The following is a 21,643-nucleotide window of genomic DNA, read 5'->3' as shown; positions in this document are numbered from 1 at the left end:
AGCACCCTCTTTTTTGATGTGTGCCGGACCGGCCCAAGCCCCGCCGCCCCACCCACCGCTCCGTGCTCGCTCCCTGCGGTCGCTGCGCGCGCAGCCACAACCTCGATTACCGGGGTTTCAGCGGGGCCTTGATAGTCCCGTATTTCTAATTGCTTTCTAAGAATGGCAGGGGAAGAGGCTGAGAAACTTGATTTTGACGAGTTCATGGAAGCAATTGAGGAACGGCGAAGGGAGCGCCGGGAGCAGGTTTCCTTCGAGTGGGTCAAATCCATCCGTGAGGCCGGCGAACTCTATCGGGAATCAGAGGATATTGACGCTGTGTCTGATGAGCTGAATCGCCCTGAGGAACGCATCAGAGAGGCTGTTACAGTCTACCGGTTGATTTTTGAGAAGCCCCCGGAGGAAGTCGCAGTGAAAGCGTCGACACCTGGTCGAGCGTTCTTCTCGCTTGAGCAGGAAGTTACTGAAGAACTGGATGACGATGAGGAGGAACCCATCGAAGACCTGCTACGGGAGTACGTTGGTGCGGTCTACCTAGAGCATAACGTGGACGAAGAGCCAGTGGGAGAACCTCCAGAGGGATCAACACCACCACCAGCGGTGGACTTTGCGGAGATCGGTGAGGAGATAGCAGATAGCTTCACGTTTCCTACAGAGTCGATATTAGCTGCCAGTAGGATCGGGGAGTTTCAGAAGAATATCTTGGAACCGTTCGCCGCGAGTCAGGCGAGTATTCTCGCCAATATCACGGAACCCATCGCTGCTCAGCAAGCGAGTATGATCGCGAGTATCGCGGAGCCGATGATCGCTCGCCAAGAGCGTATGGTTTCGTCACTAGTAGCTGCCAGTCTTCCGGATATGACGAAGCATCTCCAGTTGCAGCAGTCCATCGTGAACTCGGCGATCTCAGGAGCTTTGTCGGATGCGATGACTGGCATTCAGGTTCCAGAGCCTATTCTCGCTGATCTTGCTTCAATTCAGCCAGCAATCAATGCCGCTGCTGTCGCCGGAAGAGTAGAAAGTTCTCCGGTCACTGGAAGATCACGTTTTGCTGAGGCTTCTACGACCACAGTTGAGGCGGAGTCATTGGAGGCATCGGGATCGACGGTTCCGTCGACAGGGCCTGCTGATGCGACGATGGAAGCCGCGACGCCGAATGCCGATGCGTTCTCAACCGAACTGGCGTTCGAGATTCCTGCGATGTTGGTTCAGTCAATCCTGGGGACTGGACCGGTTCGTGCTTGGTTCAACGGGCTGCCCAGAGGAGCACAACAGTCCGTAATTGGGAGTCTCATGGTCGGTTTGTCCTACTACTTCACCCAGGATTTGACCCTTTCGGGTATCGCAGCTACCATCATGACTCCTGGTCTACGCGAGATTTTGACCGATGACTGAGGCCGTTCCCCCTCAATCAATTAAAAAGAAAGTCACCTGACTGATGCTGTATTTCGCCGCGTCGGAGTACAATTACTGAATCGAGGTCAAGATTCGACAGGTTACAATCCGCTGAGAGAGATAGACGAAATTCGGTTGATTATCCTCTTGGTGGCCTCAATTGGTTCAAAGTCCTCATACTCTTCCTCGGTGAGCACTCGTTCTTCGGGCGTGCCTGAGGAACCACCGGAGCCACCCGTCTTGCGGTAGTATATTTTCTTACCAAAGAACACCATCACTGCTTCAATCAGGGTCACCATGGCAACGGCGGTTACTACTGTAATCCCCATTCCCACTGGGCTCGTTGCGGTAAACTGGTCAAGCGTCATACCAGGTGCAATATAGGGATGGACGAACAGCTTGATTGCTCCACCCCCAAATAATGCGAGGAACGCCCAAGCTGACAGCGTTTTTATCTCATCAACGGACGACTTAGCGAGTGCGATTAGTGCGACGAACGGTGAGAGAATGGCGAGGAAGGCGAGTAGCGGATGGACGCTTCCGTTGAGGTTCGCCAGGTAAAGATCAATCCCACCGATGCCTGCAGCACCCACAAGAATGTGGTGACGTCGCTCGAAACCGTATGACCACTTCAGTAATCCATATATGTCAAGCATAGCGATGAATTCGACTACATTCCACTTCAATGTTCTTCCGTGGAGAATATCGGAAATAGATCTGACTTCGTTTCAGATTTTCCCACGGCCGATGTGAGGATTGGTTTCTGTTATCCCCTCGATGGGTGAGGGATTCGCCGTACTGGCGATTTCCTGAACACGGTGAGAACGATGGCAACCAGAGACATCTACGATACTGGCTTCGACGAAGACGTCCAAACGGAGTCGAGCGCAAACCAGTGTCCCGAGTGCGATGGACACGTCATTACCAACGTGAAGGAAACAGTCTGCGAGAACTGTGGGCTCGTTATTGAAGAGCAACGTATCGATCGCGGGCCGGAGTGGCGGGCGTACGATGCAGACGAGCGCGAGCGAACAGGCGCACCACTCACTGCAGCCCGTCACGATCGAGGCCTCTCGACCGAGATCGGCCACGAAACCGATGCGCACGGGAACGAACTCTCAGGCCAGAAACGCCGACGGCTGGCCCGGATGCGACGTGAGCAGACCCGCGGTCGCTGGCGGTCCAAAGCGGAACGGAATCTCGCACACGGGTTGGGCGAGGTGCGCCGGCTGTCGAGTGCGCTCGAGCTCTCCGAGTCGATTCGTGACCAGGCGTGCCAGCTCTTCCGAAGCGCTCAGAGTGAGGATCTGCTTCGCGGCAGATCCATCGAAGCCATCGGTGCAGCGAGCATCTACGGTACCGGCCGATGTAACCAACACCCGCTTCTCCTCGAGGATGTCGTCGACGCCGCCCGAGTCGAGTCCACTCGTGTGACCAACGCCTACCGAACACTGAATCGCGAATTGGAACTGCCGACACCACCAATGCGCCCGACGTCGTTCGTTCCGCGGCTGATCTCGGAGCTGGGATTAGACCAAGACATTCGCCGACGCGCGAACGAACTCGCAGAACACGCCGAAGGGACAGCCCTCACGAACGGCTGTCAACCATCGGGCGTCGCGGCTGCCTGCGTCTATCTGGCTGCCCAAGAGCAGGGCGCGTTGATTACCCAATCCACCGTCGCGTCGGCAGCGGAGGTGTCAGTCGTGACGCTCCGAAGCCGGCGGGACGAACTCCAAGCGATCTGAGACGCCTCCAGTAGAGGAGTACCTACATACAGGCAGAGAACCTACCAAGGAGTATGGACCTCGAAGAGACTGTCGAGTATCTGTCGACAGAACTCGATATCGAGCGGAGTGAGCACGTTCGTGAGGTCGGTCGAGCGGTCGCTGAGCTCCGTGACTGACCCCGTCTCGGCCCGGATTTATCCCGTCATCGCCGAATCTGTCCCCGCGTTTTCTCACCCTTGAGTTTAAATACCAAACCGGGGGAAACGCGGAGCGAATCGATGACTGACCACAACTCAGACCGAGAGGCGTTCCAACCCGTCGGGGAAGGCGCTCTGGTGCCGGACCCAGCACTGGATCAGCCAGCAGACGGCCAGCCAAGCCGCCAGCGTGAAGCCGCGCATTCGGGTGGGTATCCGGATGGAACAACCGACACAGACCGAGCCTGTGTCTCCTGTGGCGCATCAATTCCGGCGTCGCAACGAAAATGCCGGTTCTGTCTCGAACACGAACTCGACGCCGCGTCAGCGTCGGATGCTGCGAGTTCCGAGCAAACACTCCGTGGTGTGATCCACTTACTCGTCGAATCGGGGACGTTCTATGGTGCTGTCGCGAAAGGTGCAGCTGCAGCGACACTTCTTACGTCAGGTCGCGACGAGCCGATCGACGACTGTACGCTCATCTACGATCTCGACGACGAGCCCGCACCCCAGTTAACCGAACGCTGGCCTACGCTCCCCGCGGCCGCCGAGGTGACCTCAGCGACCGGTGAGGCGTTGCTATCAGCGGCCCGTGAGCGGACAGCGTGGGACGAGAGGAGCGATGGTTCTCAGACGGATATCCCACGCGTCTATGACGAGCGTGGCCAGGGAATTCGTGATGAGTCATCCCTCGAGCACGCTCTCGACGACGGCGACCAGCTGTGGATCGTCCCAGCAGTCGCTGTTGAAACAGTTCCTCGTGAAACGGAATCCACCAGTACCGGAGCCGAAATTCCGACCGTGACAGCCCTCGAGTGCCAGCACTGTACGAGAGAAACAGAACATCGGTTCAGGACACGCGAGTCGCTCCCTGACGAGACCTGGACAGGCCACCCAATCTGGGAGTGCCAGGTGTGTGGCACAGGTCGCTACGGGCCTGCTCCCGAATAGGGCAGAGGAACCTCACCGATTAACCAACAGTCTCCGATAGAGATAGCTTCTGTTGGTTAATACGGTGAGTACCCTCAAGTCCGACGGCAGTCACGGCGGGCGTTCATCAGGCAGAGTTCGCAGCGGCTTGCCTCCACCAATCGGGGCGGGAACAGGGGTAGTGGGTAACGCACCGTGACATCGCCGAGTCCGGAAACGTCACGCCGACCACGGCACGGACGCATCACCAGACGCTCGATGAACTCGCGTCTAGACGGGCCAGGTAGGGAGCGAGGGCGCTCCATTCTTCCAGTGAATCGCATCTAGCGCGGCCGGGAACTGCTGTAGTCGGTCATCGAGGACGGCGAGTGGATGCGCATCGAGAAACGTCGCCTTGTGCCGATCAACCGGCGTGTCTTCGTGATTGAGTTGGATATGACAGGGCCCAAGGTCCAGATGGTCGGCGTCTTGGTGGAAGCCGAGCATCAGATTTCGGTCCGGTTCGACCCAGTTGATGCGGTAGTATTCGTGGTCGACGCCGGCGGGGTACCAGAAGCGAATCTCCAGTCGTGCTGTCGCCGCGTCGTAAGAGTCACTCAGGAACGTCGTCGGATCGACATCCGCGATGACGTACCGGGGTCGGCGTCGAGACGGGCGATAGCGGACCTCTTCACACCCTGGCTGGTTCGTCAATCGGTCGTGAACGTCGCGGAGGAGGGTCCGCTGTGTATAGCGGTCGCGACCGGCAAGAAAGATCATTCTGTGAGAGAGGAGGATTAGCTCGTGGCGCGGTCAGCCACGTCGGTCATCTGCTCGCGGGCGGCTTCGACATCGGAGTAGAGTTCCAGTGCGTGCTTGATGAGGCGGCGATCCTCCTCGTTCTCGCGCCAGAACGCGATGACGTCGCGGCGGTCCCGGAGCTCCGCACTTGCGAGGTCGCCGTCGGCGAGCGACTGTTCGAGTTCTTCCCACGTCTCGACGTCGTAGGTCGCCTGCCACTCCTCGATCTCCTCGGTGATCGCGGCCAATTCACTCCGCAACTCCTCGCGGGTGTTTTCCTCAATGAGCGTGCGGATCTCCTCGAAGAGCAGTCGCGTGTAGTCCGGCTGGTAGCGCGTCGTCTCGCCGGCCTCGACGCGACGCAGCTGGCCCTGGTCGACGAGATCCTGCAGTTCCTCGTTGGTCGTGCTCCAGGCAGCGTCGGCCTGCTCGCTGATCCAGTTAACTGAGCGGGGTTCGCGAAGTGACTCGGCGACCGCCCGAATGCGGTCGCGGGCGCTCATCGACTCAGTCCACGATTGGACCACATCTCGCGGGGATTCGGTCATGGTTGGCACCTCTTGGGACAGTGTTCGCGTCCTACTCTCATATATGTTTGTACTGTCTCGTATAATCAAGAGTGCCGAACTCGCGAAGTGGTTCGACCGGACAGAGTGAGTCAGGCTGATTCGACGTCCAGTCGGTCGACGAACCCGTCCCGGAACATCTCCGTCGTCCCGTCGGGTCCAGTGACGGTCAGAACAGTCTCCTCGTACGGGGGCGAGACGGCGATCTCGTATTCGGCGAATGAACAGCACTGCAACTCGTTCGACGTGAACTCGGCGAGAGCTTCGAGTGACCCGTCCGTCCCGTCGAAGCGGACGATGACGCCGTTCTCGTGTTCCTCGTACCCGAGGTAGTGCTCGACAAGGCGGGCCCGAACGTCCTCCCGTCGTTCTGCTTCTTGTTCTTCAGTGAGCGTGCACGCGACCTCGCGCTTGGAGTCGTTTTGACTCATAATGCGTTCTTACTTTGAATGCGGAACTATTTATGCTGTTAACTCCGAAGTATTGGACAAGGTCTGGTGAACGAAAGCTATGGCAGAAACCCCCGATTCAGCGTCTGATACTGTCGACTCGTCGCCTCTCGGCCACGACTACCTCTGTCCATTGGGTGGTGTGATGGACCTCCTCAGCCGCCGGTACGCGATGCAGCTCGTCTGCGTGGTCGACGCGATCGGCCCGGCCCGCTACGGCGACATCGAAGCGACGTTCGAGGAGGTGAGCAGCTCGACGCTCTCGACGCGACTCGAGGAACTCGTCGATGCCGGCATCCTCTCCCGTGAGCAATACGACGAAATCCCGCCACGGGTCGAATACGAACTCACAGAGACCGGTGAAGAACTGGGCCAACACCTCGAACCACTGCTCAGGTGGGCCGAAGAAATCGACGAGACGGAACTCGCTACTGGCCAGGAGTAAGGAGCGGTACCGTTAGAGCGGGATCGTCACGTCACGGATTATGAGCAGCCCCGCTGTGAAGGCGAAGAGGACCGCTGGCACGGTAGTTTTCGAGAGTGGATCGCCAGTACGGATGTGCGTGGCCACTGCGCCCACCATCACGCTACTTAGGAGAATTCCACCCGCCACGGTAAACTCGGAGAGCCACACCAGGCCCGCGAGCAACGCGAGACCAGCGCCAATCTCGATAAGACCGGTGAGGATTCGGAACCACTGTGGATATCCGAATCGCTGGAAGTCTTCGACCTGGTCCTCCTGATGGGTGACCTTCGCACCGCCGACAGCCACGCCCACGAGTCCGAGCAGAGCTTGGGAACCGGCGAGCGCGATGGTCCCCAGGCTCATTGGGCACCCTCCGACTGTGCGGGTGCCGTCAGTGCGGCGGCAATAGGGACGCCGGCGTCGAGGGGAATACCGACCGTGGTGGCCGCCACGTCCGCTGCCCAGCGCTCGTAGTCCTCGCGAGTGTAGAACGCCTTCACGTACGGGCAGACAGCGCCGTAGACATCCGGCGCGGAAGGCGTCTCGTCAGCGGGTACGTCGCTCTCAGTAGTCACGCCGAAGGACATGACCGCGTCTGGCGGCGTGACGTCGACACCGTCCGCGGGTGACATCTGGATCTCGATCGGCTCCTCCGTGGGAGTTTCAGTCCGGATTTCGACGGGTTCATCAACGAGATTCGCGAGCGCGATCCCGTCGTAGAAACACCGGAAGTAGTAGGTCTCGCTCGCCGTCTTCGCGTAGTGCGGGGTCTCGCCGTCGACGTGACAGAGTTCGTCGATAGCAATCCCGTCCCCCTCGACCACTGTGCGAATCGCCGCGACCATGTCGTCGAACGTGTCGATAGAGGCGCCGAAGAACCGGCTCATGTTGTCTGCGACGCGGGTCGGGAATTCTGCGGTCTTCACCGGTCGTGCTTCGATCCAGTTGTCCGTTGAGGGGGTCTGTGCGTCACTCTCGCCAACCGAAGGGTCGGCGCAATTGCAGTCTTGATTAGACATGCTCCTATACATCTATACTCGAAGTAATTATACTGTCAAGTCCGAAGTGTTGAATTCGCTTCGACTAGTCGAAGTTAGTGGCCGGACTAGAACCGACAGGAACCTTGGGGTCCTACACGAACTGAGAAAGCGAGCTATTATTGCTGTTAATAGACGCAACGTTGAGTCTTTCCGCGCCGGCGAGTGGTGAGGCGCTTCCGATGGAGCAAGAGTTCAAACAGGGCTACCGGATGCATCGTATACTCAGCAATCTCAACCGACTCGACGTCGACCGATTGGACGACGCGGATCGAGAGCGAGTCGAGACCGCGAGAGACCTCCTGGAAGAGGTGAGCCTTCTCACACGGCCGAGCGACGGAGCCGGGGCGGACGCCCACGCAGATTCCTAACTGGAGTCCCCGGCCACGCCCAGGGAGGCAGCTCTCACGTTGGTTTATCGCCCCCGACAGGGGTGCGGGGGCGACCCCGTGAACTCCAGACATGGCGACACTGCAAGCTGCGACGACGTCGACCGGCGCGATCGTATCGGATCCACAGGCAGTCCGCGAGCTCTGTGAGAGCTACTGCTTCGGGACGCTCAACTGGGAGGTGACCGAAGACGGAGAGCTCACCATCTGGGGGTACGATGACTTTGAAGTGTACGAGGCGCGCGAGAACGGCCTCCCAGACTACGAAGGCGGCATCGTGACCCACGAATTCCTGCGAGAACTCGCCAACCACCTCGAAGCCAACGAAGAGTTCGATATCCAGACGGCGGGGTTCACCAAATGCCGCTTCCCAGTCCTGGCCAAGCGATACGTCGTTCGCGACGGCGAAGTCCTCCACGCGGACCTCAGTTCCCCCGAACCGATCGACGAGTAGCGTTGTTCGTCCCCCGGGAGGGGTGCGGGGCGATCCAGTCGTGGGTCGTCCTGCGAGGTGATTGTTCAATGGGACACCGCGCACTCGTTGCGTACGAACGGACAGACGGACAGTACACGCTCCACTACAGCCATTGGGGCGCAGCGAACCTGAAGCTCAAGCACCGAATCTCGGCTGAGTCGCCGTTCGGTGGCGACGACACCGACTCCAAGTGGGCGAAACAGTTGCTGGCGGAACTGGCCGATGGCCTCGAGGCAGATGCGGTCGACGGCTACCTCGCCGACGAGGATCGACCGTCGACGGTCGTCGAGCCGAAGCCCCGCGCCACCGGGCTCACCCTCGACGAGATCGTCGCTGACCATCTCGACTACCTCCACCACGAGGCGTTCTTCGTGGTGTCGACGACGTTCGAGGTGACCGCCTATCGGACGCTGTGGTTCGGCCTCCAGTACGACTCAGAGACGGTCGAACAGGGAGAAACAGTCGGGAACGGCGCGCTTGCGACGGTGCGTTGGTACGACGGCGAGCCGGTCGGCGACGGCCACCTCCAGGGACAGTTCGCGGCCCTCAAAGACGTCGTCGGCGACATGCTCGACAAAGGCGTCTTCACGCCGTCGACGGCGAGACAGTACCTGAAACGGAAGCTGGCCGCGCGAGTCGGAGACCGACAGGAGCTCCTCATTCCGACCGGAGAATCACCCTTCGAGACAGCGAGTCTCGGCAAGCCGTAACACCAATCTCTTAGTGGATATCGGGGGATGTCTAAGTATGTCAAATCAGTCTGAAGATGACGTTCGTGTTTGGCTTGTCGAACGGACGTACTCCGATGACGAACAGAACCTGATCATCCTCACCTACGCAACACCCGATGGAGAACAGTACTATCGGAAGGAGCGGGCGCTAACCTCATTTACCGATGTCCGAGATACGACGGCAGCAGTCGATGCTGAACTCGACAATCTTGGCATGGTCGATGAGCCAGACCTCCAGGAACAATACGCGGCCGAAGCGCAGCGAATGCAGGAGGTCCACGACCCGGACGACGTGATCTGATACCCGCCAGTAGACAACACCCCGGACCATGGGTTATGTCGTAGGAGGCCGTACACAAGATATGCGCGAACTCATCTTCGCACTCGAATACGAGCCGGGCTGTAACCGGGTGGCTGACGCTCTCGCCGACCACTCCGACGCCCGCGTCCGCTCGCTCTCGCTGCACGCCACTGCCGAACGTCTCTGGCGGGTCGACCATGCTACCGGAACACCTGGGGCGCTCGACGCTATCGAGGACGCCTTTCTCAACGGCGACTACTACGCTGACTGTCTCGCCACCGAGGACTGCAACGCCACACAGACCACCCGCGTCCTCGACCGCACGGACGACGCGCTCATCCTCTACTCAGATTGGGAGCGCACTCCGACCTGCGCCTCAGTCCCCCACATCGCTCGCGACCACCTCGGCGACGGCGTGCTGTTTGAGACTCGTCACGAGGGCCACCACTACACGTGGCGACTCATCCACTCCGGAGAGGGCGACGTGTCCGCGTTCTTCGACGCTCTCAAAGTCGCCGTCGGGGAGTGCGCCCAGATGGAGATGCTCCGCACAGCGGACACAACATCAGCTAGGGGAAGCGACGGAACACCGAGTGGATTGCCTCCAGCCCAAGAGGCTGCTCTCCAGGCCGCCGTCGAACACGGCTACTACGAATCACCCCGCGAGGTCGATGTTGGAGAACTCGCAGAGCATCTCGACGTGCCACGGTCAACACTCACCTACCGACTCCGTCGGGCGGAAGAACATTTGGCGAAGCAACATGTCGCCGGCGAGCGGGTAGCGGAAGAACGGCTGGCATCCCACTGAGGGGTGAAGTTGGAATATTCCAACAAAGACATATCGAACTCCCGCTCCTACCGTGACGTGATGACAGAGAATCCGGACGCAGCAGGAGGAACGAGCGGCGGCGGACAGCGACGTGAGCTGACCGCCCGCCTCGCCGTTCCCGAGATGGACTGTCCCTCTTGCGCCCAAAAGGTGGATAAGAGCCTCCAGCGTGTCGACGGCATTACTGACGCCACGCTCCAGCCGACCACCGGCACGGCCAACGTCACGTACGACCCTGATCGGACTAGCGAAGCCGACGTAATCAAGGCGATTGAAGGCGCCGGCTACGAGGTCGTCGGGGGCTCGGACGCTGAGGGCGATGATGAGGACAACCAGGCGACCGACGGCGTCGACATCGCGCCACCATCGGAGGTCTGGACGAGTCCTCGCGCGAAGAAGACGTGGCTCGGCGCGGCGTTCGTCACGCTCGGCCTCCTCTTCGAATTCCTCCTCACCGGACAGAACGTCACGGTGGCGAGCGTCCTCGAGTACCCGCTCCACATCGCAGATGTCCTGTTCCTCGGCGCCGTCGCCGCCAGCGGCATCCCCGTCGTCCGTAGCGGGTACTACTCCGCGAAGAACCGAAGCCTCGACATCGACCTGCTGATGGGAACGGCGATCATCGCGGCGACCGGTATCGGCTACTTCGTCGAGGCCGCCACGCTGGCCGTCCTATTCAGCATCGCCGAGCTGCTCGAGGACTACGCGATGGACAGGGCACGGGACTCCCTGCGCGAGCTGATGGAACTCTCGCCCGACGAGGCGACCGTCCTTCGCGATGGTGAGGAAGTGACCGTTCCCGCCGAGGAGGTCGACGTTGGCGAGACCGTCGTCGTCCGCCCCGGCGACAAGATTCCGCTCGACGGAACGGTCATCGACGGCGAGAGTGCAGTCGACCAGTCGCCGATCACGGGCGAGAGCGTCCCCGTCGACAAGACTGCCGGCGACGAGGTCTACGCCGGCGCGATCAACGAAGAGGGGTACCTCGAGGTAGAGGTCACCTCGACCGCTGGCGATTCGACGCTCTCGCGCATCATCGAGATGGTACAGGGCGCACAGGCGAAGAAGACCGAGTCTGAGCAGTTCGTCGACCGCTTCTCCGGCTACTACACACCCCTCGTCGTCGTGCTGGCAATCCTGACCGCCGCTATCCCGCCGCTGGTTATCGCCGACCCCATCTCGGTGGACGTGGCCGGGTACGGGTTCACTTTCGCCGGCGACTGGCAGACCTGGTTCATCCGCGGGCTCACCCTGCTGGTAATCGCCTGCCCCTGTGCGTTCGTCATCTCCACACCCGTCTCGGTGGTGTCGGGCATCACCAGCGCCGCGAAGAACGGCGTCCTGATCAAGGGCGGCAACTACCTCGAAGCGATGGGCGAAGTCGATGCCGTCGCGCTCGACAAGACGGGGACGCTCACGAAGGGCGAACTCGCCGTCACCGATGTCGTCCCGGTCGGCGACACTACTGAGGATGATCTGCTCCGTCGCGCCGCCGGGCTGGAGCGGCGCAGTGAGCACCCCATCGCTGCGGCGATTCTCGCCCGTGCTGAGGAGGCGGGCGTGGGCGACCTGCCCGACCCGAGTGGCTTCGAGAGCCTCACCGGAAAGGGCATCCGCGGGGAGATCGACGGCGAGACGTACTATGCGGGCAAGCCCGCGCTCTTCGAGGAGCTGGGCTTCGACCTCGCTCGGGCACGCCGCGAGACGGACGGCGGCGTCGCGGCGGAAGAGGCGGCCAAGTACGACGACGGGGCATTCGCCGAGGACGCGCTCACCTCACTGGAGCGGGAGGGCAAGACGGTCGTTATCGTCGGGACGGAGTCGGAACTGCTGGGTGCAATCGCCATCGCCGACGAGGTGCGCCCGGCCTCGAAGCGGGCTGTCGAACGCCTGCACGAGCTGGGCGTCGAGCGCGTGGTGATGCTGACCGGCGACAACGAGGGCACCGCCCGCGCCATCGCCGAGCAGGTCGGTGTCGATGAGTATCGCGCCGAACTCCTGCCCGACGAGAAGGTCGACGCAGTCGAAGAGTTACAGGCGGAGTACGGGGAGGTTGCGATGGTCGGCGACGGCATCAATGACGCCCCCGCGCTCGCCACTGCGGAGGTCGGCATCGCGATGGGCGCGGCGGGCACCGACACCGCCCTCGAAACGGCTGATATTGCGTTGATGGGCGACGACATCGGGAAACTCCCGTACCTGTACGACCTGTCGCATACGGCTAACGGCGTGATCCGGCAGAACATCTGGGCGAGCCTCGGCGTGAAGCTCATGCTCGCGTTAGGCGTGCCGCTGGGCCTGGTCAGCGTTGCGCTGGCAGTCGTTGTCGGAGATATGGGGATGAGCCTCGGCGTCACCGGGAACGCGATGCGGTTGTCACGAATCGAGCCCGATCGAATCATCGACGCCTGATTCTGCGGCGGGAAGTGCGGGCAGGACGCTCTTCTTTCGGGACTTACCTCCGCTACATCGAGACAAGTTGTGGTTTGTCTGGGGCAGAAAGGACTGAGCCCCACCGTTGGCTCGTGATTTGATGCCCGAGAATCCAGACGACGATCCGTTTCACGACTGCGAGTTGGATCCCGAGGCGATCCTCGGGACACACACCTTCGAAGACGCCCTGTTCACCGACGAGACGGAAACACCGGTGAACGTGCTCACCGACGAGACACCGGTACATTCGCAAGCAACCGTCGAGGAAGCGAAGGAGTTCGCTGCGAGTATCGACACGGAGACGCCCCAGATCGCACTTCCAGCGTCAGTTGAGACGCAAATCGAGACGCAGAGCAAGCCCTACACGGCGGCCGCGTTCTTCCACTTCAAGGCGACAGGCTCGCTCGAACGCCACCGCGCCTACCACGCCGCTTACGAAGCGGACGCGTTCGTCGTCGACTTCGAGGCTGACTACGCGTCGGGCGACCTGACCATCACTGTCGAACGAGCGGACGAGGCCTGAGAATCCGCTGTCACGAGCAGGTTTTTCGAGCGCCGGCGATGGGTGCCGGCGCAGCTGGAGCGAGCAACGACCCCCGGTGCGTCGGCGTTTCGAGGTGTTCGAGATGCATATGGTGATATACGCACTGGTAGAGGCATCGACGCACGACGACGCGCTGGCCACCGGAAAGACGGTGTTCGACCGCCTGGTCGGCGCGGACCCACACGCCGGCGCCGTCTTCGGTCGAGCTTACTGTAACTCTCAGAGCCGGACGGCGCCGCCAACATTCAAATACGAAACCGGGGATACCCGGGAGCGCACCGATGGGCGATAACGATCCCGTAGCCATCGAGAATGCCCGTGAGGCGCTCCAGAGTCTGCTGGCCCAACAGGCCCGTGTAGGCGTTCCCGAACAAGTTCTCCTCGGTCTCCTCCGTGAGCAGGCCGTCGAGATCGAGCGCCTCGGCTACATTCCACGACAGTGGGAACACCCTGACCAGCAGGATCTGCAACAGCGATGAAGCGGACCAATACCTTCGAGGTACGTCCCCTCTCGGAATCAGACGAAGCCCTCCTGCAAGAGGTCATGGACGCGACGGCGAGCTTCTGGAACGAGCTGACCTATGCCCGCCGCCAGCGGTTCTTCGATGACGAGAACATCTGGGAGACCAATGAGTTTCGCGGACAGTACAAAGGCCAACTCGGCGCTGCCGGCGTCCAGACGGTGACACGAAAGAACAACGCCGCCTGGAAGTCGTTTTTCGCGCTGTTGGAAAGTGGTGAAGACGCGTCCCCACCGGGCTACTGGGGGAATCAAGAGGACGGGCGAGATCTCCGGCTGTTCGTTCGGAACGATTCGTACGAGATCGAGTGGGGCGACTACTCCCGGATCGAAATTCCGGTCGGCCAGGAACTCAAAGAGAAGTATGGACTGGGGTACTACGAACGGCTCCGGCTGGAGGTACGTGGCGATCCGAAGTGGTCCGGCGAACAGGGGGAATTGGAGATTCAATACGACGAGGTCGAAGACACCTATCGGGCATATCAACCAGTCTCAGTCGACGACTCGGAACTGGATTCACCACTGGCTTCGGAAGAAGCCGCCCTCGATATCGGTGTCAACAATCTCGTTGCCTGTACGACCACGACAGGGGAACAGTACCTCTACGACGGTGAGGAGCTGTTCGAGCAGTTCCGGACGACAACCGAAGAGATCGCACGCCTGTCATCCAAGCTGCCGCCAGAGCGGGACACGAGCCAGCGAATCCGCCGGCTCTACCGCAAACGCTCTCGCCGGCGGACCCATGCCCAGAACGCCCTCATCCGTGACCTCGTCGAACGGTTGCACGACGAGGGGATCGCAACGGTGTACATCGGCGAGCTCACCGGCGTCATCGAAATCCAACCATCCCCTGAAATCAACGAGATGCTGGAGAACTTTTGGGCGTTCAAGCAGTTCGTCGATCAACTGCGGTCCGTCTGTGAGGAGTATGGGATCGAGGGAGTGGAGAAGAGTGAGGCATGGACGATCCAGACGTGTCTGGAGTGCGGAGAGCAGGACGAGACGGTTCGGCATCGAGAGACGCTGACCTGTCCCTGCGGGTTCGAGGGACACGCCGATCTCACCGCAGCAGAGACATTCCTCCGGCGGAACACCGAGCAGCAAGTCAGGCCGATGGCGCGGCCCGTGCGGTTCCAGTGGGACAATCACGAGTGGCGTTCGACCACAGACGCCCCTGAGTTCGAGACAAATCCCAACGAACAGCGCACAAACCCGTAAGTCACTCCCGTGGAACTCTGCTTCCAGCGTGGGGGATCCTCGATTCGAGGTGGACGTCAATACGTTACGTTTGACGAAGAGAAGTGACCCAATTCAGGAATATCGGCTCTATTGGACTGAGGGGTTACGGAGATTTATTTTCGAATGTCAGATACTGAGATAGCTACTCAGTGTACTTGCGCGATTACCGAAACTGCCGATTAGCAAGGACCGCTTTCGTCGGGATTCTACTCGCAGATATTGCCTGCCATAATGACATTTCGTCAATACACTTCGAGAGAGAGCAAGATGGGGACTCACCGACAGTACCGCCCCGACGAGGTGCCGTTCGGCGTCATTGTCACTTCGAGTCCGACGAGGTCTCCGTTCCCACAAGAGATGGTATACATCCACAGGACTCGGTCTTGCCGGGAAACGATGACGAGAACCGTCCAGCCAGTCTCGAACTCGCCAATGTTACTGCGGACTGATTCCCCGGGCTGAAGTGTCTCCTCGGAATGGATAAACGAAATATTCGATGGCACCTCTACTGCGGACACAGTCGAACTGTTTTCACCCGGACGGGAAAATCCATATGTCGATGACCCTTGGCCCGGTGAGATTGAACTGGCCTCACCGGTTTCCTCCCGGACAATTACTTCGTTATTGTTTAGTGTTCTTTCTGCGACAACAACGCGAAAGTCATACGGTTGACCCGCCGCGTTCGTGAGATTGACCGAAACCGGCCCTTCTTGATTTTGATCTCCGAGAATCGGCCCTGACAGACAACCTGCTAAGAGAACGACACTGAATAGTGCCACTGTCAAAGCGATCCATCGCCTGCTCAACGTCAATCGTCTTGATGTTGGAATGAAACTATTTAGCCTCAAGAAATTAATAAAGTTTGCTCAGACCAGCGGCAATTCACCATGACCGGCTCTGATGAAATCCTCTTTTTCAGGTATATTTCAGTCAGAAACAACTGGTCACTGAACACCCTGTACTGAACGAATCTATCTACTGAGTGAGGCCTGTTTCGTACGGTCCCCTGACTCATCGTCTCCTCTGGTAGCTGTCTATTCGCGCCAGCGGGAGAGTGGCGCGCGTCGGTGACTGTACCGACGGGCGTTGGAGTGGTTCAGATGCATATGGTCATCTATGCGCTCGTAGAGGCATCGACAGAAAACGAAGCATTGGCAACAGGCAAAGCGGTGTTCGATCGGTTAGTCGGCTCTGAGCCGCATTCTTGCGCAAGATTCGACTATTTTGTGACCTTCGACGAAGAGGACACGTCCGTTGCGGGGAAGGCACGATGGGGGGAGTTGCCGACGGCAGCCCCCGTCGACTCTGATGACGGCGAGGACCTGCTCGAGCGTGGCTGGGAGGCGACGAAGGAGGAATTCGAGCGTAATCTCGACCGGGTGAAAGAGGCCATCGACGAGCTCTCCGACGAGGAGATCATGCGCGACGAGGACCTCGCCCGGCACGCCTTCCACCAGGTCGGTGCGTACGACGGCCCGACGATCTTCCTGTACACCGAACACGGAACCGGCATTCGTCACCGTGGACAGCTGGATCGACTCCTCGAGGAGAGTGAGGAGCTCTGGATCGTACCCGCTGACGTCCACTTCTGAATAATGCCCAGGATCACCAACTGGCGACGCGAGAGCCGCTCGCCGACGCTTGCGTATCGGAACACCGAGACCGGTGCGCGAGCCGTCCTGCATCGAGCCCCGGATTCCTACCGGTACAAGTGGCGCGGGGTGATTCTCGTCGACGGCTACCCGGTGTGGTCGCGGGGGTACGAGACGAAGGACGCGACGTCGTTCCGTGACGAACTCCGGGAGCGGCCGGCCCCGGACCTCAGCTGCCCGGAGTGTCCGAACAACGACGTTCGCGTCGGCGAGAAGGCAGCAGACGGGGCGAAAATCCAGCGATGGTACGACTGCCCCGACTGTGGGTACGAAGCCCCCTCACGCATCGTCTACGGCGCCGAACGGTGAGTGAGTGAGCGGTGGGCGCTGTTTTTCGGCCGGGCACGAGGTGGTGGCCCGGTACGACCGGGTGAGTCAACCAATGAGTCTCGAAGTACTTGACCGACACAGCGAGGCACTGTTCGAGTTCCTCTGGTGTCCCGTCTGCGGGCAGGAGGTCTTCACCCACATCCCGTTCGAGGGGGTGTTCTGCAAGAACTGCAACACCCAGGTCGAACTCCAGGAATCCCGAGAGACGCGCGGCTACGAGGAGGCCGTGCTCGCCTGCTTCGATTCAACCACGACCTGGAACCTCCACGTCGACGAGAAACTGCGGCGCGACCTGCCTGATGGGTCGGCCCGCGTGAAAATCTTCGGCGCACCGGGCGCCTACAAGGTCGACTGGTGGAGTCCAGAGCCGGGTGAGGACTGGGACCCTGTCAAGCGCGGCGAGTTCGATGACGTCGAGGAACCAAACGAGGTGGCGCATCTCGCATAGCGAAGTTCGAATATCGACAACTCGTGATGTCGTTTCTGCGCCGGTGAGGGGTGCCGGCGAGCCAGTGCGGGTCCTGAATATTCATATACCAAGATGGGTGAATCCGTCCGCGATTGGTGACGCCACCGGTGAGAACATGAGTCCGAGTCGTATTCCCGCTGAGAAACTCATAGAGGAACTCCAATCCATTGCGGATCAACTCGGTCGGCCGCCCTCACTCCGTGAAATAGACGAATTGAGCTCCTATTCGAGATCAACATATCAAGACCGGTTCGGGAGCTGGAACGACGCAGTAGAGGAAGCAGGGCTGGAACCGATGCACAGTAGCACAGCGAATATCGAAGACCGAGAGCTACTGGAGGAACTTGATCGACTAACTGAAAAACTAGATAGGACACCGCGCCAGCAGGATATGAAGCAGCAAGGGAGGTACAGCGTAACGACGTATCAGAATCGATTCGGCAGCTGGAACGATGCTCTGCGAAAAGCGGGTCATCAGCCTACAAAACAGTGGAAAGTGAACTGTGACGAACTCCTTGCCGAGTTACGGCGTCTCGGAAGCCGACTTGGTTCGTCGCCGACCGCTGCCGAAATGGATGAGGAAGGGACGTTCAGTAGCTGGGTGTACCTATCGGAGTTCGGTAGCTGGAACGAGGCGCTGGAGGCCGCGGGATATGGCTCAAACCAGCCGGATGCGCTGTCCCGAGCCGAACTTCAGACGGAACTCGAACGCCTGATTGATGAGTTGGATCGAACCCCTCGCAAGCGGGATATGATCGAGCATGGGGAATACAGCCCCGAACCCTACAGGCGGAGATTTGGGTCGTGGAATGCTGCGCTTCAATCGGTTGGAGCCTCGCTAAACCAACCGGATCCCTTCACCGAGGAGGAAGCCTGTAAGGAGCTACGGACCCTCTACAAGCGGTTGGGTCGCCCACCGACGACAACAGACGTTCGAAAATATGGGTCCTGTTCGCCTGTTCCAATCCGGCGAATCTTCTCATCGTGGGAAGCGGCACTCCGGGCAAGTGATCAACAAATACTGGAGGAGTACCTGCTGCGAAAGACCCTCCGACCCACGCAGCGGTTCGGCGAGAATTGGCACATCAAGCGCGAAGAGGTCATCCGCCGGGACAATGAACAGTGCGTTTGGTGTGGAATGGCTCGCGAACGGCATCAGGACGAATACGGGATGGATCTTCACGTCCATCATCGAATCCCGCGGTCAGAGTTTGTCGGAGCTTCCGATCAAGGACTCGAGGATGCCGACGTGCGGCAGAACTTACTGACAGTCTGTGCGGGCTGTCACAGACAACTCGAACAGCTCCCGATTCAACCTCTTCCACCGCCCGAATGAACGGAGCGAGTTGTTTTTGCGCCGGTGAGGGGTGCCGGCGCACACGTGCCGGCGATGATCGATGTCGACACGGAGTCAACTCAGATTCGTCGAACGAGTGGACCAGGACGGCGAACCAACCGATAACGACCGCGTCGCGCAAGTGTACCGACATTCGGATGGCTACCCGGAGAGCGTGCTTCGCGATCTTGCGCAGTTGAAGGAACTTCTCGACGCGACCCGTGCCGAGCGAGGACCGGGTTACACGGCAGCGTCGTTCGTGTTCCTCGACAAGCTCTCGACGATCGACCTGTATCTGGATGGTGACCCAGATCGAACAATCGACGCAACACAGCCAGCGGATCTCCTCGAGCCGGACAATATGGAGCACCTCGACCAGCCGATGTTCCTGCTCGGACACGGCGTCGAGAACCCAGCCGACGGCATTCACGGCGACGAGGAGTACCTCTACGTCGTCGAGCTCCCGACCCGGAACCCGTTCGAGGAGCCGTCCGAGTGGACCGTCAAGGTGAGTGGTCACTCCGCCTTCCCGCGCTGGGATGGTCCGACCGAGGGAGCCTTCGAGCGGGCCAGCTGGCAGTTCCACGGCCCGCTTGAGCACGCGCTCGAAGAGGTGGTCGCTGAGCCGGCGTGAACGCTTAGCCCGCTCAGATGATGCCGCCGATGACGAGTAGTCCGACGACGAGCAGCAGCGTCGCGACCACGCTCCCCCCAGCCAGCCACTTGTTCTCCATCGCCTTCTCGTGAAGCGGCATCGCGGCGTACTCCTCGCGGAACGCCTCGAGATTCTGTTCGTCGTAGAAGTACTTCGTCTTCAGCGCGAACCGTTCCGTCACCGCACACCCCGTACAGATCGGCTCGCCTTCCAGCCGCTCCGTTTTGGTGTGGCTGGAGCAGGCGATGGCCCCGCAGTTCGGACAGTAGGTGTACGTCTCGGTTACGCCACTCGTGTCACAGTGGACGCACTGATGGATGCCGTCCTCGGCGGTCACTCTCGACGGGCCTGCCGCGTAGTACTCGTAGGGGTAGGTGTACTCCTGGATGTCGGTAGTGTGCCGAACTTCCGGGAGGTACACTGGTTCGATCGACTGGACGGAGATGTCCGAGCGGTTCGGCTCGCAGGTCTTGTTGTACGTGACGTTGTTGTCACCGGTGTAGGTCACCGTCGTCGTGTGGTGCTGCTGGAGCCGCTCGACGGCCCACTCCTTGTACTCGGTTTGGGTCTGCCCGAACCGGCGCTCCTCGACGTCATCGAACACCTCCGCGAACTGCTCGGTATCGAGGTCGACCGTCGCGTGAAGGTTCTCGGTGACCAGCGTCGCGACGTCCTCGTCGACGACCTGCGGCTGCCCCCGCTCGGCGTGGGCGACGAATCGGGTCCGGTCGTTGATCCGGTGGACGACGCCCACCGACGTCTCGAAGACAGCGTTCGTGTCCGCGGTGACCGCGACCACCGGGCGGAACGTCACCGATGAGTGTGGGTCTGGGAGGTCGGCGGCCTCGATGTTCTCGATGTCGCGGAACGCCTCCGTGACTGGCGCGTCGATGTCGGCGGCCGGATCGTACGGGCGGAGCGTCTCGTCGCAGAGAATCTCGATGCGACCGTTGTAGAGGTCGAGGCCGATCTCGTCGGCGATCTCCCGGAGGTCCTCGCCATCGAGCAGCTCGATTGGGTGTGGGTCGTCGTTCTGCTGGAGGCGGTTTGCGTACTCCTGAGCAGGGTTCGTAAACCGGCCGGTCGTGACGACCATTCCGCGTTTCGGGCCGTCGAAGTCGAATGTCGCGATGGCGGAGTGGAGCTTCTGGACGACCGGCCGCCCGACCGTCCCCGTGTGCTTGCACTCGACGATGATCGCGCGCCGCGTGCCGTCGACGACCTCCTCCATAATGACGTCGCGACCCTCGTCAGCCGTGCGGTCGGCCTGGCGGACGTTCTCGTAGCCGAGGTTGCGGAACACGTCCTCCATCACGTCCTCGAACTCGAACCCCGAGAGATCGTCCAGTACAGCCATCCTCAATTATGTGGACAGTACGTTGCAACTGCCAAATACGTTGCCGAACGCTACGCCATCCTGTTTGGTGAATCCCTGAGAGGGTGCGGCCGCAACACTGGCAAGACTGAGCTTACATCTGAATTCTCTGCAACCAGTCAGTCACTTCGGCCCTGACCTCCGCTCTCCGATCATCCTTGATCGCCAGGTACACACCATCTCTCTCCAACCCACCCCTCGTGGAGAAGCCCTCCCGTACGTCGGCATCTGGACAGCGGTCTTCTATCGTTTGAAAGCTACTCCCGACGCCATACCCACCATTCGTATTGAACGGGACCACAGTCTTCCCGCCCAAATCGTGTTCACTCAGAAAGGTCTTCATCGGCGGTGGCAACTGCATATCCCACGTCGGGGCACCGAAAAATACGGTGTCATACGCCTCAATATTCTCCACGTTACATTGGAGAGACGGGGTGTAGCCCTCTTCGTTTTCTTGGTCTACCTGTGAGACGAGCGTGTCGTAATCGACGGGGTACGGGTCTGCCGGCAACACTTCGAACAGCTCTCCACCCACTTCTTGTTGAATGATTTCAGCGACAGCTTGGGTGTTTTCCGTACGAGAGAAAAACACGATCAGTACGCTGTCCTCATCCGCAGTTTGGGAGGGGGTATTCTGCTCTTCCGTCTCGGACCCGCTCTGGTGTATACATCCCGCAAGGAAGCCCCCTCCTGCCACTGCAGCTGCCCCTAGCAGTTTACGCCGACTCGTTCTATCGAGCTCTGAATCGTTCGAAGTGCTTAGGGTATTCTCTCTCATTGTGGAGTGACTGCTCAGATTACTGAGGCGCTAGTTG

At 60.1% G+C, this 21,643-nt stretch carries 27 protein-coding genes; 19 read left to right on the top strand and 8 right to left on the bottom strand.

Features of this window, described 5'->3' with window-relative positions; all coding sequences use genetic code 11:
* The first annotated feature begins 162 nt into the window (after positions 1 to 162).
* Positions 163 to 1,395, top strand: coding sequence for a hypothetical protein (locus DVK03_RS18935; protein WP_115803937.1), 1,233 nt, complete (start codon positions 163 to 165; stop codon positions 1,393 to 1,395).
* Positions 1,396 to 1,496: 101 nt separating this feature from the next.
* Here the strand turns inward: DVK03_RS18935 and DVK03_RS18930 are convergent, their stop codons facing one another.
* Positions 1,497 to 2,051 (bottom strand): hypothetical protein, encoded by a 555-nt coding sequence (locus tag DVK03_RS18930; protein ID WP_121593842.1) that lies wholly within the window; start codon positions 2,049 to 2,051, stop codon positions 1,497 to 1,499.
* Between the two features lie 171 nt (positions 2,052 to 2,222).
* Here DVK03_RS18930 and DVK03_RS18925 point away from each other — a divergent pair, with 171 nt between their 5' ends.
* Together DVK03_RS18925 and DVK03_RS18920 are read left to right on the top strand one after the other, a co-directional pair.
* Positions 2,223 to 3,143 (top strand): transcription initiation factor IIB family protein, encoded by a 921-nt coding sequence (locus DVK03_RS18925; protein WP_115803939.1) that lies wholly within the window; start codon positions 2,223 to 2,225, stop codon positions 3,141 to 3,143.
* 260 nt (positions 3,144 to 3,403) lie between these two features.
* Positions 3,404 to 4,273, top strand: a complete 870-nt coding sequence (locus DVK03_RS18920; protein ID WP_115803940.1) for a hypothetical protein — start codon at positions 3,404 to 3,406, stop codon at positions 4,271 to 4,273.
* A gap of 249 nt (positions 4,274 to 4,522) precedes the next feature.
* Here DVK03_RS18920 and DVK03_RS20575 read toward each other — a convergent pair whose 3' ends face one another.
* From DVK03_RS20575 to DVK03_RS18900, 3 genes are all read right to left on the bottom strand, one after another.
* Positions 4,523 to 5,011 (bottom strand): hypothetical protein, encoded by a 489-nt coding sequence (locus tag DVK03_RS20575; protein ID WP_115803941.1) that lies wholly within the window; start codon positions 5,009 to 5,011, stop codon positions 4,523 to 4,525.
* A gap of 17 nt (positions 5,012 to 5,028) precedes the next feature.
* A complete protein-coding gene (locus DVK03_RS18905) occupies positions 5,029 to 5,580 on the bottom strand; it encodes a hypothetical protein (RefSeq protein ID WP_115803942.1) in 552 nt (183 codons plus the stop codon).
* Positions 5,581 to 5,690: 110 nt separating this feature from the next.
* Complete coding sequence (locus tag DVK03_RS18900) at positions 5,691 to 6,029, bottom strand: Zn-dependent oxidoreductase (protein ID WP_115803943.1); 339 nt, start codon at positions 6,027 to 6,029, stop codon at positions 5,691 to 5,693.
* A gap of 163 nt (positions 6,030 to 6,192) precedes the next feature.
* On the opposite strand from DVK03_RS18900, the gene DVK03_RS18895 reads away from it, so the two are divergent.
* Positions 6,193 to 6,492, top strand: a complete 300-nt coding sequence (locus DVK03_RS18895) for a helix-turn-helix domain-containing protein (protein WP_115803944.1) — start codon at positions 6,193 to 6,195, stop codon at positions 6,490 to 6,492.
* 12 nt (positions 6,493 to 6,504) lie between these two features.
* Here DVK03_RS18895 and DVK03_RS18890 read toward each other — a convergent pair whose 3' ends face one another.
* Entirely contained in the window at positions 6,505 to 6,876 is a 372-nt protein-coding gene (locus tag DVK03_RS18890; RefSeq protein ID WP_115803945.1) for a DoxX family protein, read from the bottom strand.
* Entirely contained in the window at positions 6,873 to 7,439 is a 567-nt protein-coding gene (gene merB / locus DVK03_RS18885; RefSeq protein WP_158545166.1) for an organomercurial lyase, read from the bottom strand. The genes DVK03_RS18890 and merB overlap by 4 nt, the downstream gene beginning before the upstream one ends.
* 293 nt (positions 7,440 to 7,732) lie before the next feature.
* Between merB and DVK03_RS18880 the strand changes: the two genes are divergently transcribed.
* The 15 genes from DVK03_RS18880 to DVK03_RS18810 all read left to right on the top strand — a co-directional run bounded on the left by DVK03_RS18880 (position 7,733) and on the right by DVK03_RS18810 (position 19,432).
* Positions 7,733 to 7,921: a hypothetical protein gene (locus DVK03_RS18880; RefSeq protein ID WP_006183366.1), complete on the top strand. Its 189-nt coding sequence runs from the start codon at positions 7,733 to 7,735 to the stop codon at positions 7,919 to 7,921.
* 91 nt (positions 7,922 to 8,012) lie between these two features.
* Positions 8,013 to 8,393 carry a hypothetical protein gene (locus DVK03_RS18875; RefSeq protein ID WP_115803947.1) on the top strand — a complete coding sequence of 127 codons (381 nt, stop codon included), beginning with the start codon at positions 8,013 to 8,015 and terminating at the stop codon, positions 8,391 to 8,393.
* Between the two features lie 68 nt (positions 8,394 to 8,461).
* Positions 8,462 to 9,124 carry a DUF6735 family protein gene (locus tag DVK03_RS18870; protein WP_115803948.1) on the top strand — a complete coding sequence of 221 codons (663 nt, stop codon included), beginning with the start codon at positions 8,462 to 8,464 and terminating at the stop codon, positions 9,122 to 9,124.
* Positions 9,125 to 9,161: 37 nt separating this feature from the next.
* Positions 9,162 to 9,446, top strand: a complete 285-nt coding sequence (locus tag DVK03_RS18865) for a hypothetical protein (protein WP_115803949.1) — start codon at positions 9,162 to 9,164, stop codon at positions 9,444 to 9,446.
* A gap of 61 nt (positions 9,447 to 9,507) precedes the next feature.
* Entirely contained in the window at positions 9,508 to 10,254 is a 747-nt protein-coding gene (locus DVK03_RS18860) for a helix-turn-helix domain-containing protein (protein WP_115803950.1), read from the top strand.
* A gap of 60 nt (positions 10,255 to 10,314) precedes the next feature.
* On the top strand, positions 10,315 to 12,687 hold the full coding sequence (locus DVK03_RS18855; protein WP_199506024.1) for a cation-translocating P-type ATPase: 2,373 nt from the start codon (positions 10,315 to 10,317) through the stop codon (positions 12,685 to 12,687).
* Positions 12,688 to 12,808: 121 nt separating this feature from the next.
* On the top strand, positions 12,809 to 13,231 hold the full coding sequence (locus tag DVK03_RS18850) for a hypothetical protein (protein WP_115803952.1): 423 nt from the start codon (positions 12,809 to 12,811) through the stop codon (positions 13,229 to 13,231).
* Between the two features lie 109 nt (positions 13,232 to 13,340).
* Positions 13,341 to 13,544, top strand: a complete 204-nt coding sequence (locus DVK03_RS18845) for a hypothetical protein (RefSeq protein WP_199717513.1) — start codon at positions 13,341 to 13,343, stop codon at positions 13,542 to 13,544.
* Positions 13,534 to 13,731, top strand: a complete 198-nt coding sequence (locus DVK03_RS18840) for a hypothetical protein (protein WP_115803954.1) — start codon at positions 13,534 to 13,536, stop codon at positions 13,729 to 13,731. Before DVK03_RS18845 ends, DVK03_RS18840 begins: the two co-directional genes overlap by 11 nt.
* On the top strand, positions 13,728 to 14,990 hold the full coding sequence (locus DVK03_RS18835) for an RNA-guided endonuclease TnpB family protein (RefSeq protein ID WP_115803955.1): 1,263 nt from the start codon (positions 13,728 to 13,730) through the stop codon (positions 14,988 to 14,990). Before DVK03_RS18840 ends, DVK03_RS18835 begins: the two co-directional genes overlap by 4 nt.
* 1,121 nt (positions 14,991 to 16,111) lie before the next feature.
* Entirely contained in the window at positions 16,112 to 16,603 is a 492-nt protein-coding gene (locus tag DVK03_RS18830; protein ID WP_115803956.1) for a hypothetical protein, read from the top strand.
* A 3-nt stretch (positions 16,604 to 16,606) separates the two neighbouring features.
* Complete coding sequence (locus DVK03_RS18825) at positions 16,607 to 16,972, top strand: hypothetical protein (RefSeq protein WP_115803957.1); 366 nt, start codon at positions 16,607 to 16,609, stop codon at positions 16,970 to 16,972.
* Between the two features lie 73 nt (positions 16,973 to 17,045).
* The gene (locus DVK03_RS18820) at positions 17,046 to 17,441 is read left to right on the top strand and encodes a hypothetical protein (protein WP_021780411.1); all 396 of its coding nucleotides are present in this window, start codon (positions 17,046 to 17,048) and stop codon (positions 17,439 to 17,441) included.
* A 136-nt stretch (positions 17,442 to 17,577) separates the two neighbouring features.
* Positions 17,578 to 18,798: a homing endonuclease associated repeat-containing protein gene (locus DVK03_RS18815; protein WP_158599093.1), complete on the top strand. Its 1,221-nt coding sequence runs from the start codon at positions 17,578 to 17,580 to the stop codon at positions 18,796 to 18,798.
* A 61-nt stretch (positions 18,799 to 18,859) separates the two neighbouring features.
* Positions 18,860 to 19,432: a hypothetical protein gene (locus DVK03_RS18810; RefSeq protein ID WP_044957538.1), complete on the top strand. Its 573-nt coding sequence runs from the start codon at positions 18,860 to 18,862 to the stop codon at positions 19,430 to 19,432.
* Positions 19,433 to 19,445: 13 nt separating this feature from the next.
* Here the strand turns inward: DVK03_RS18810 and DVK03_RS18805 are convergent, their stop codons facing one another.
* A complete protein-coding gene (locus tag DVK03_RS18805; RefSeq protein WP_115803958.1) occupies positions 19,446 to 20,810 on the bottom strand; it encodes a restriction endonuclease in 1,365 nt (454 codons plus the stop codon).
* Positions 20,811 to 20,922: 112 nt separating this feature from the next.
* Complete coding sequence (locus tag DVK03_RS18800) at positions 20,923 to 21,606, bottom strand: flavodoxin (RefSeq protein ID WP_199717509.1); 684 nt, start codon at positions 21,604 to 21,606, stop codon at positions 20,923 to 20,925.
* Positions 21,607 to 21,643: the final 37 nt, after the last annotated feature.

Origin of the sequence: Haloferax sp. Atlit-109R, assembly GCF_003665865.1 — an archaeon.
GTDB lineage: Archaea > Halobacteriota > Halobacteria > Halobacteriales > Haloferacaceae > Haloferax > Haloferax volcanii.
This window is presented reverse-complemented; position numbering and strand designations above follow the sequence as displayed.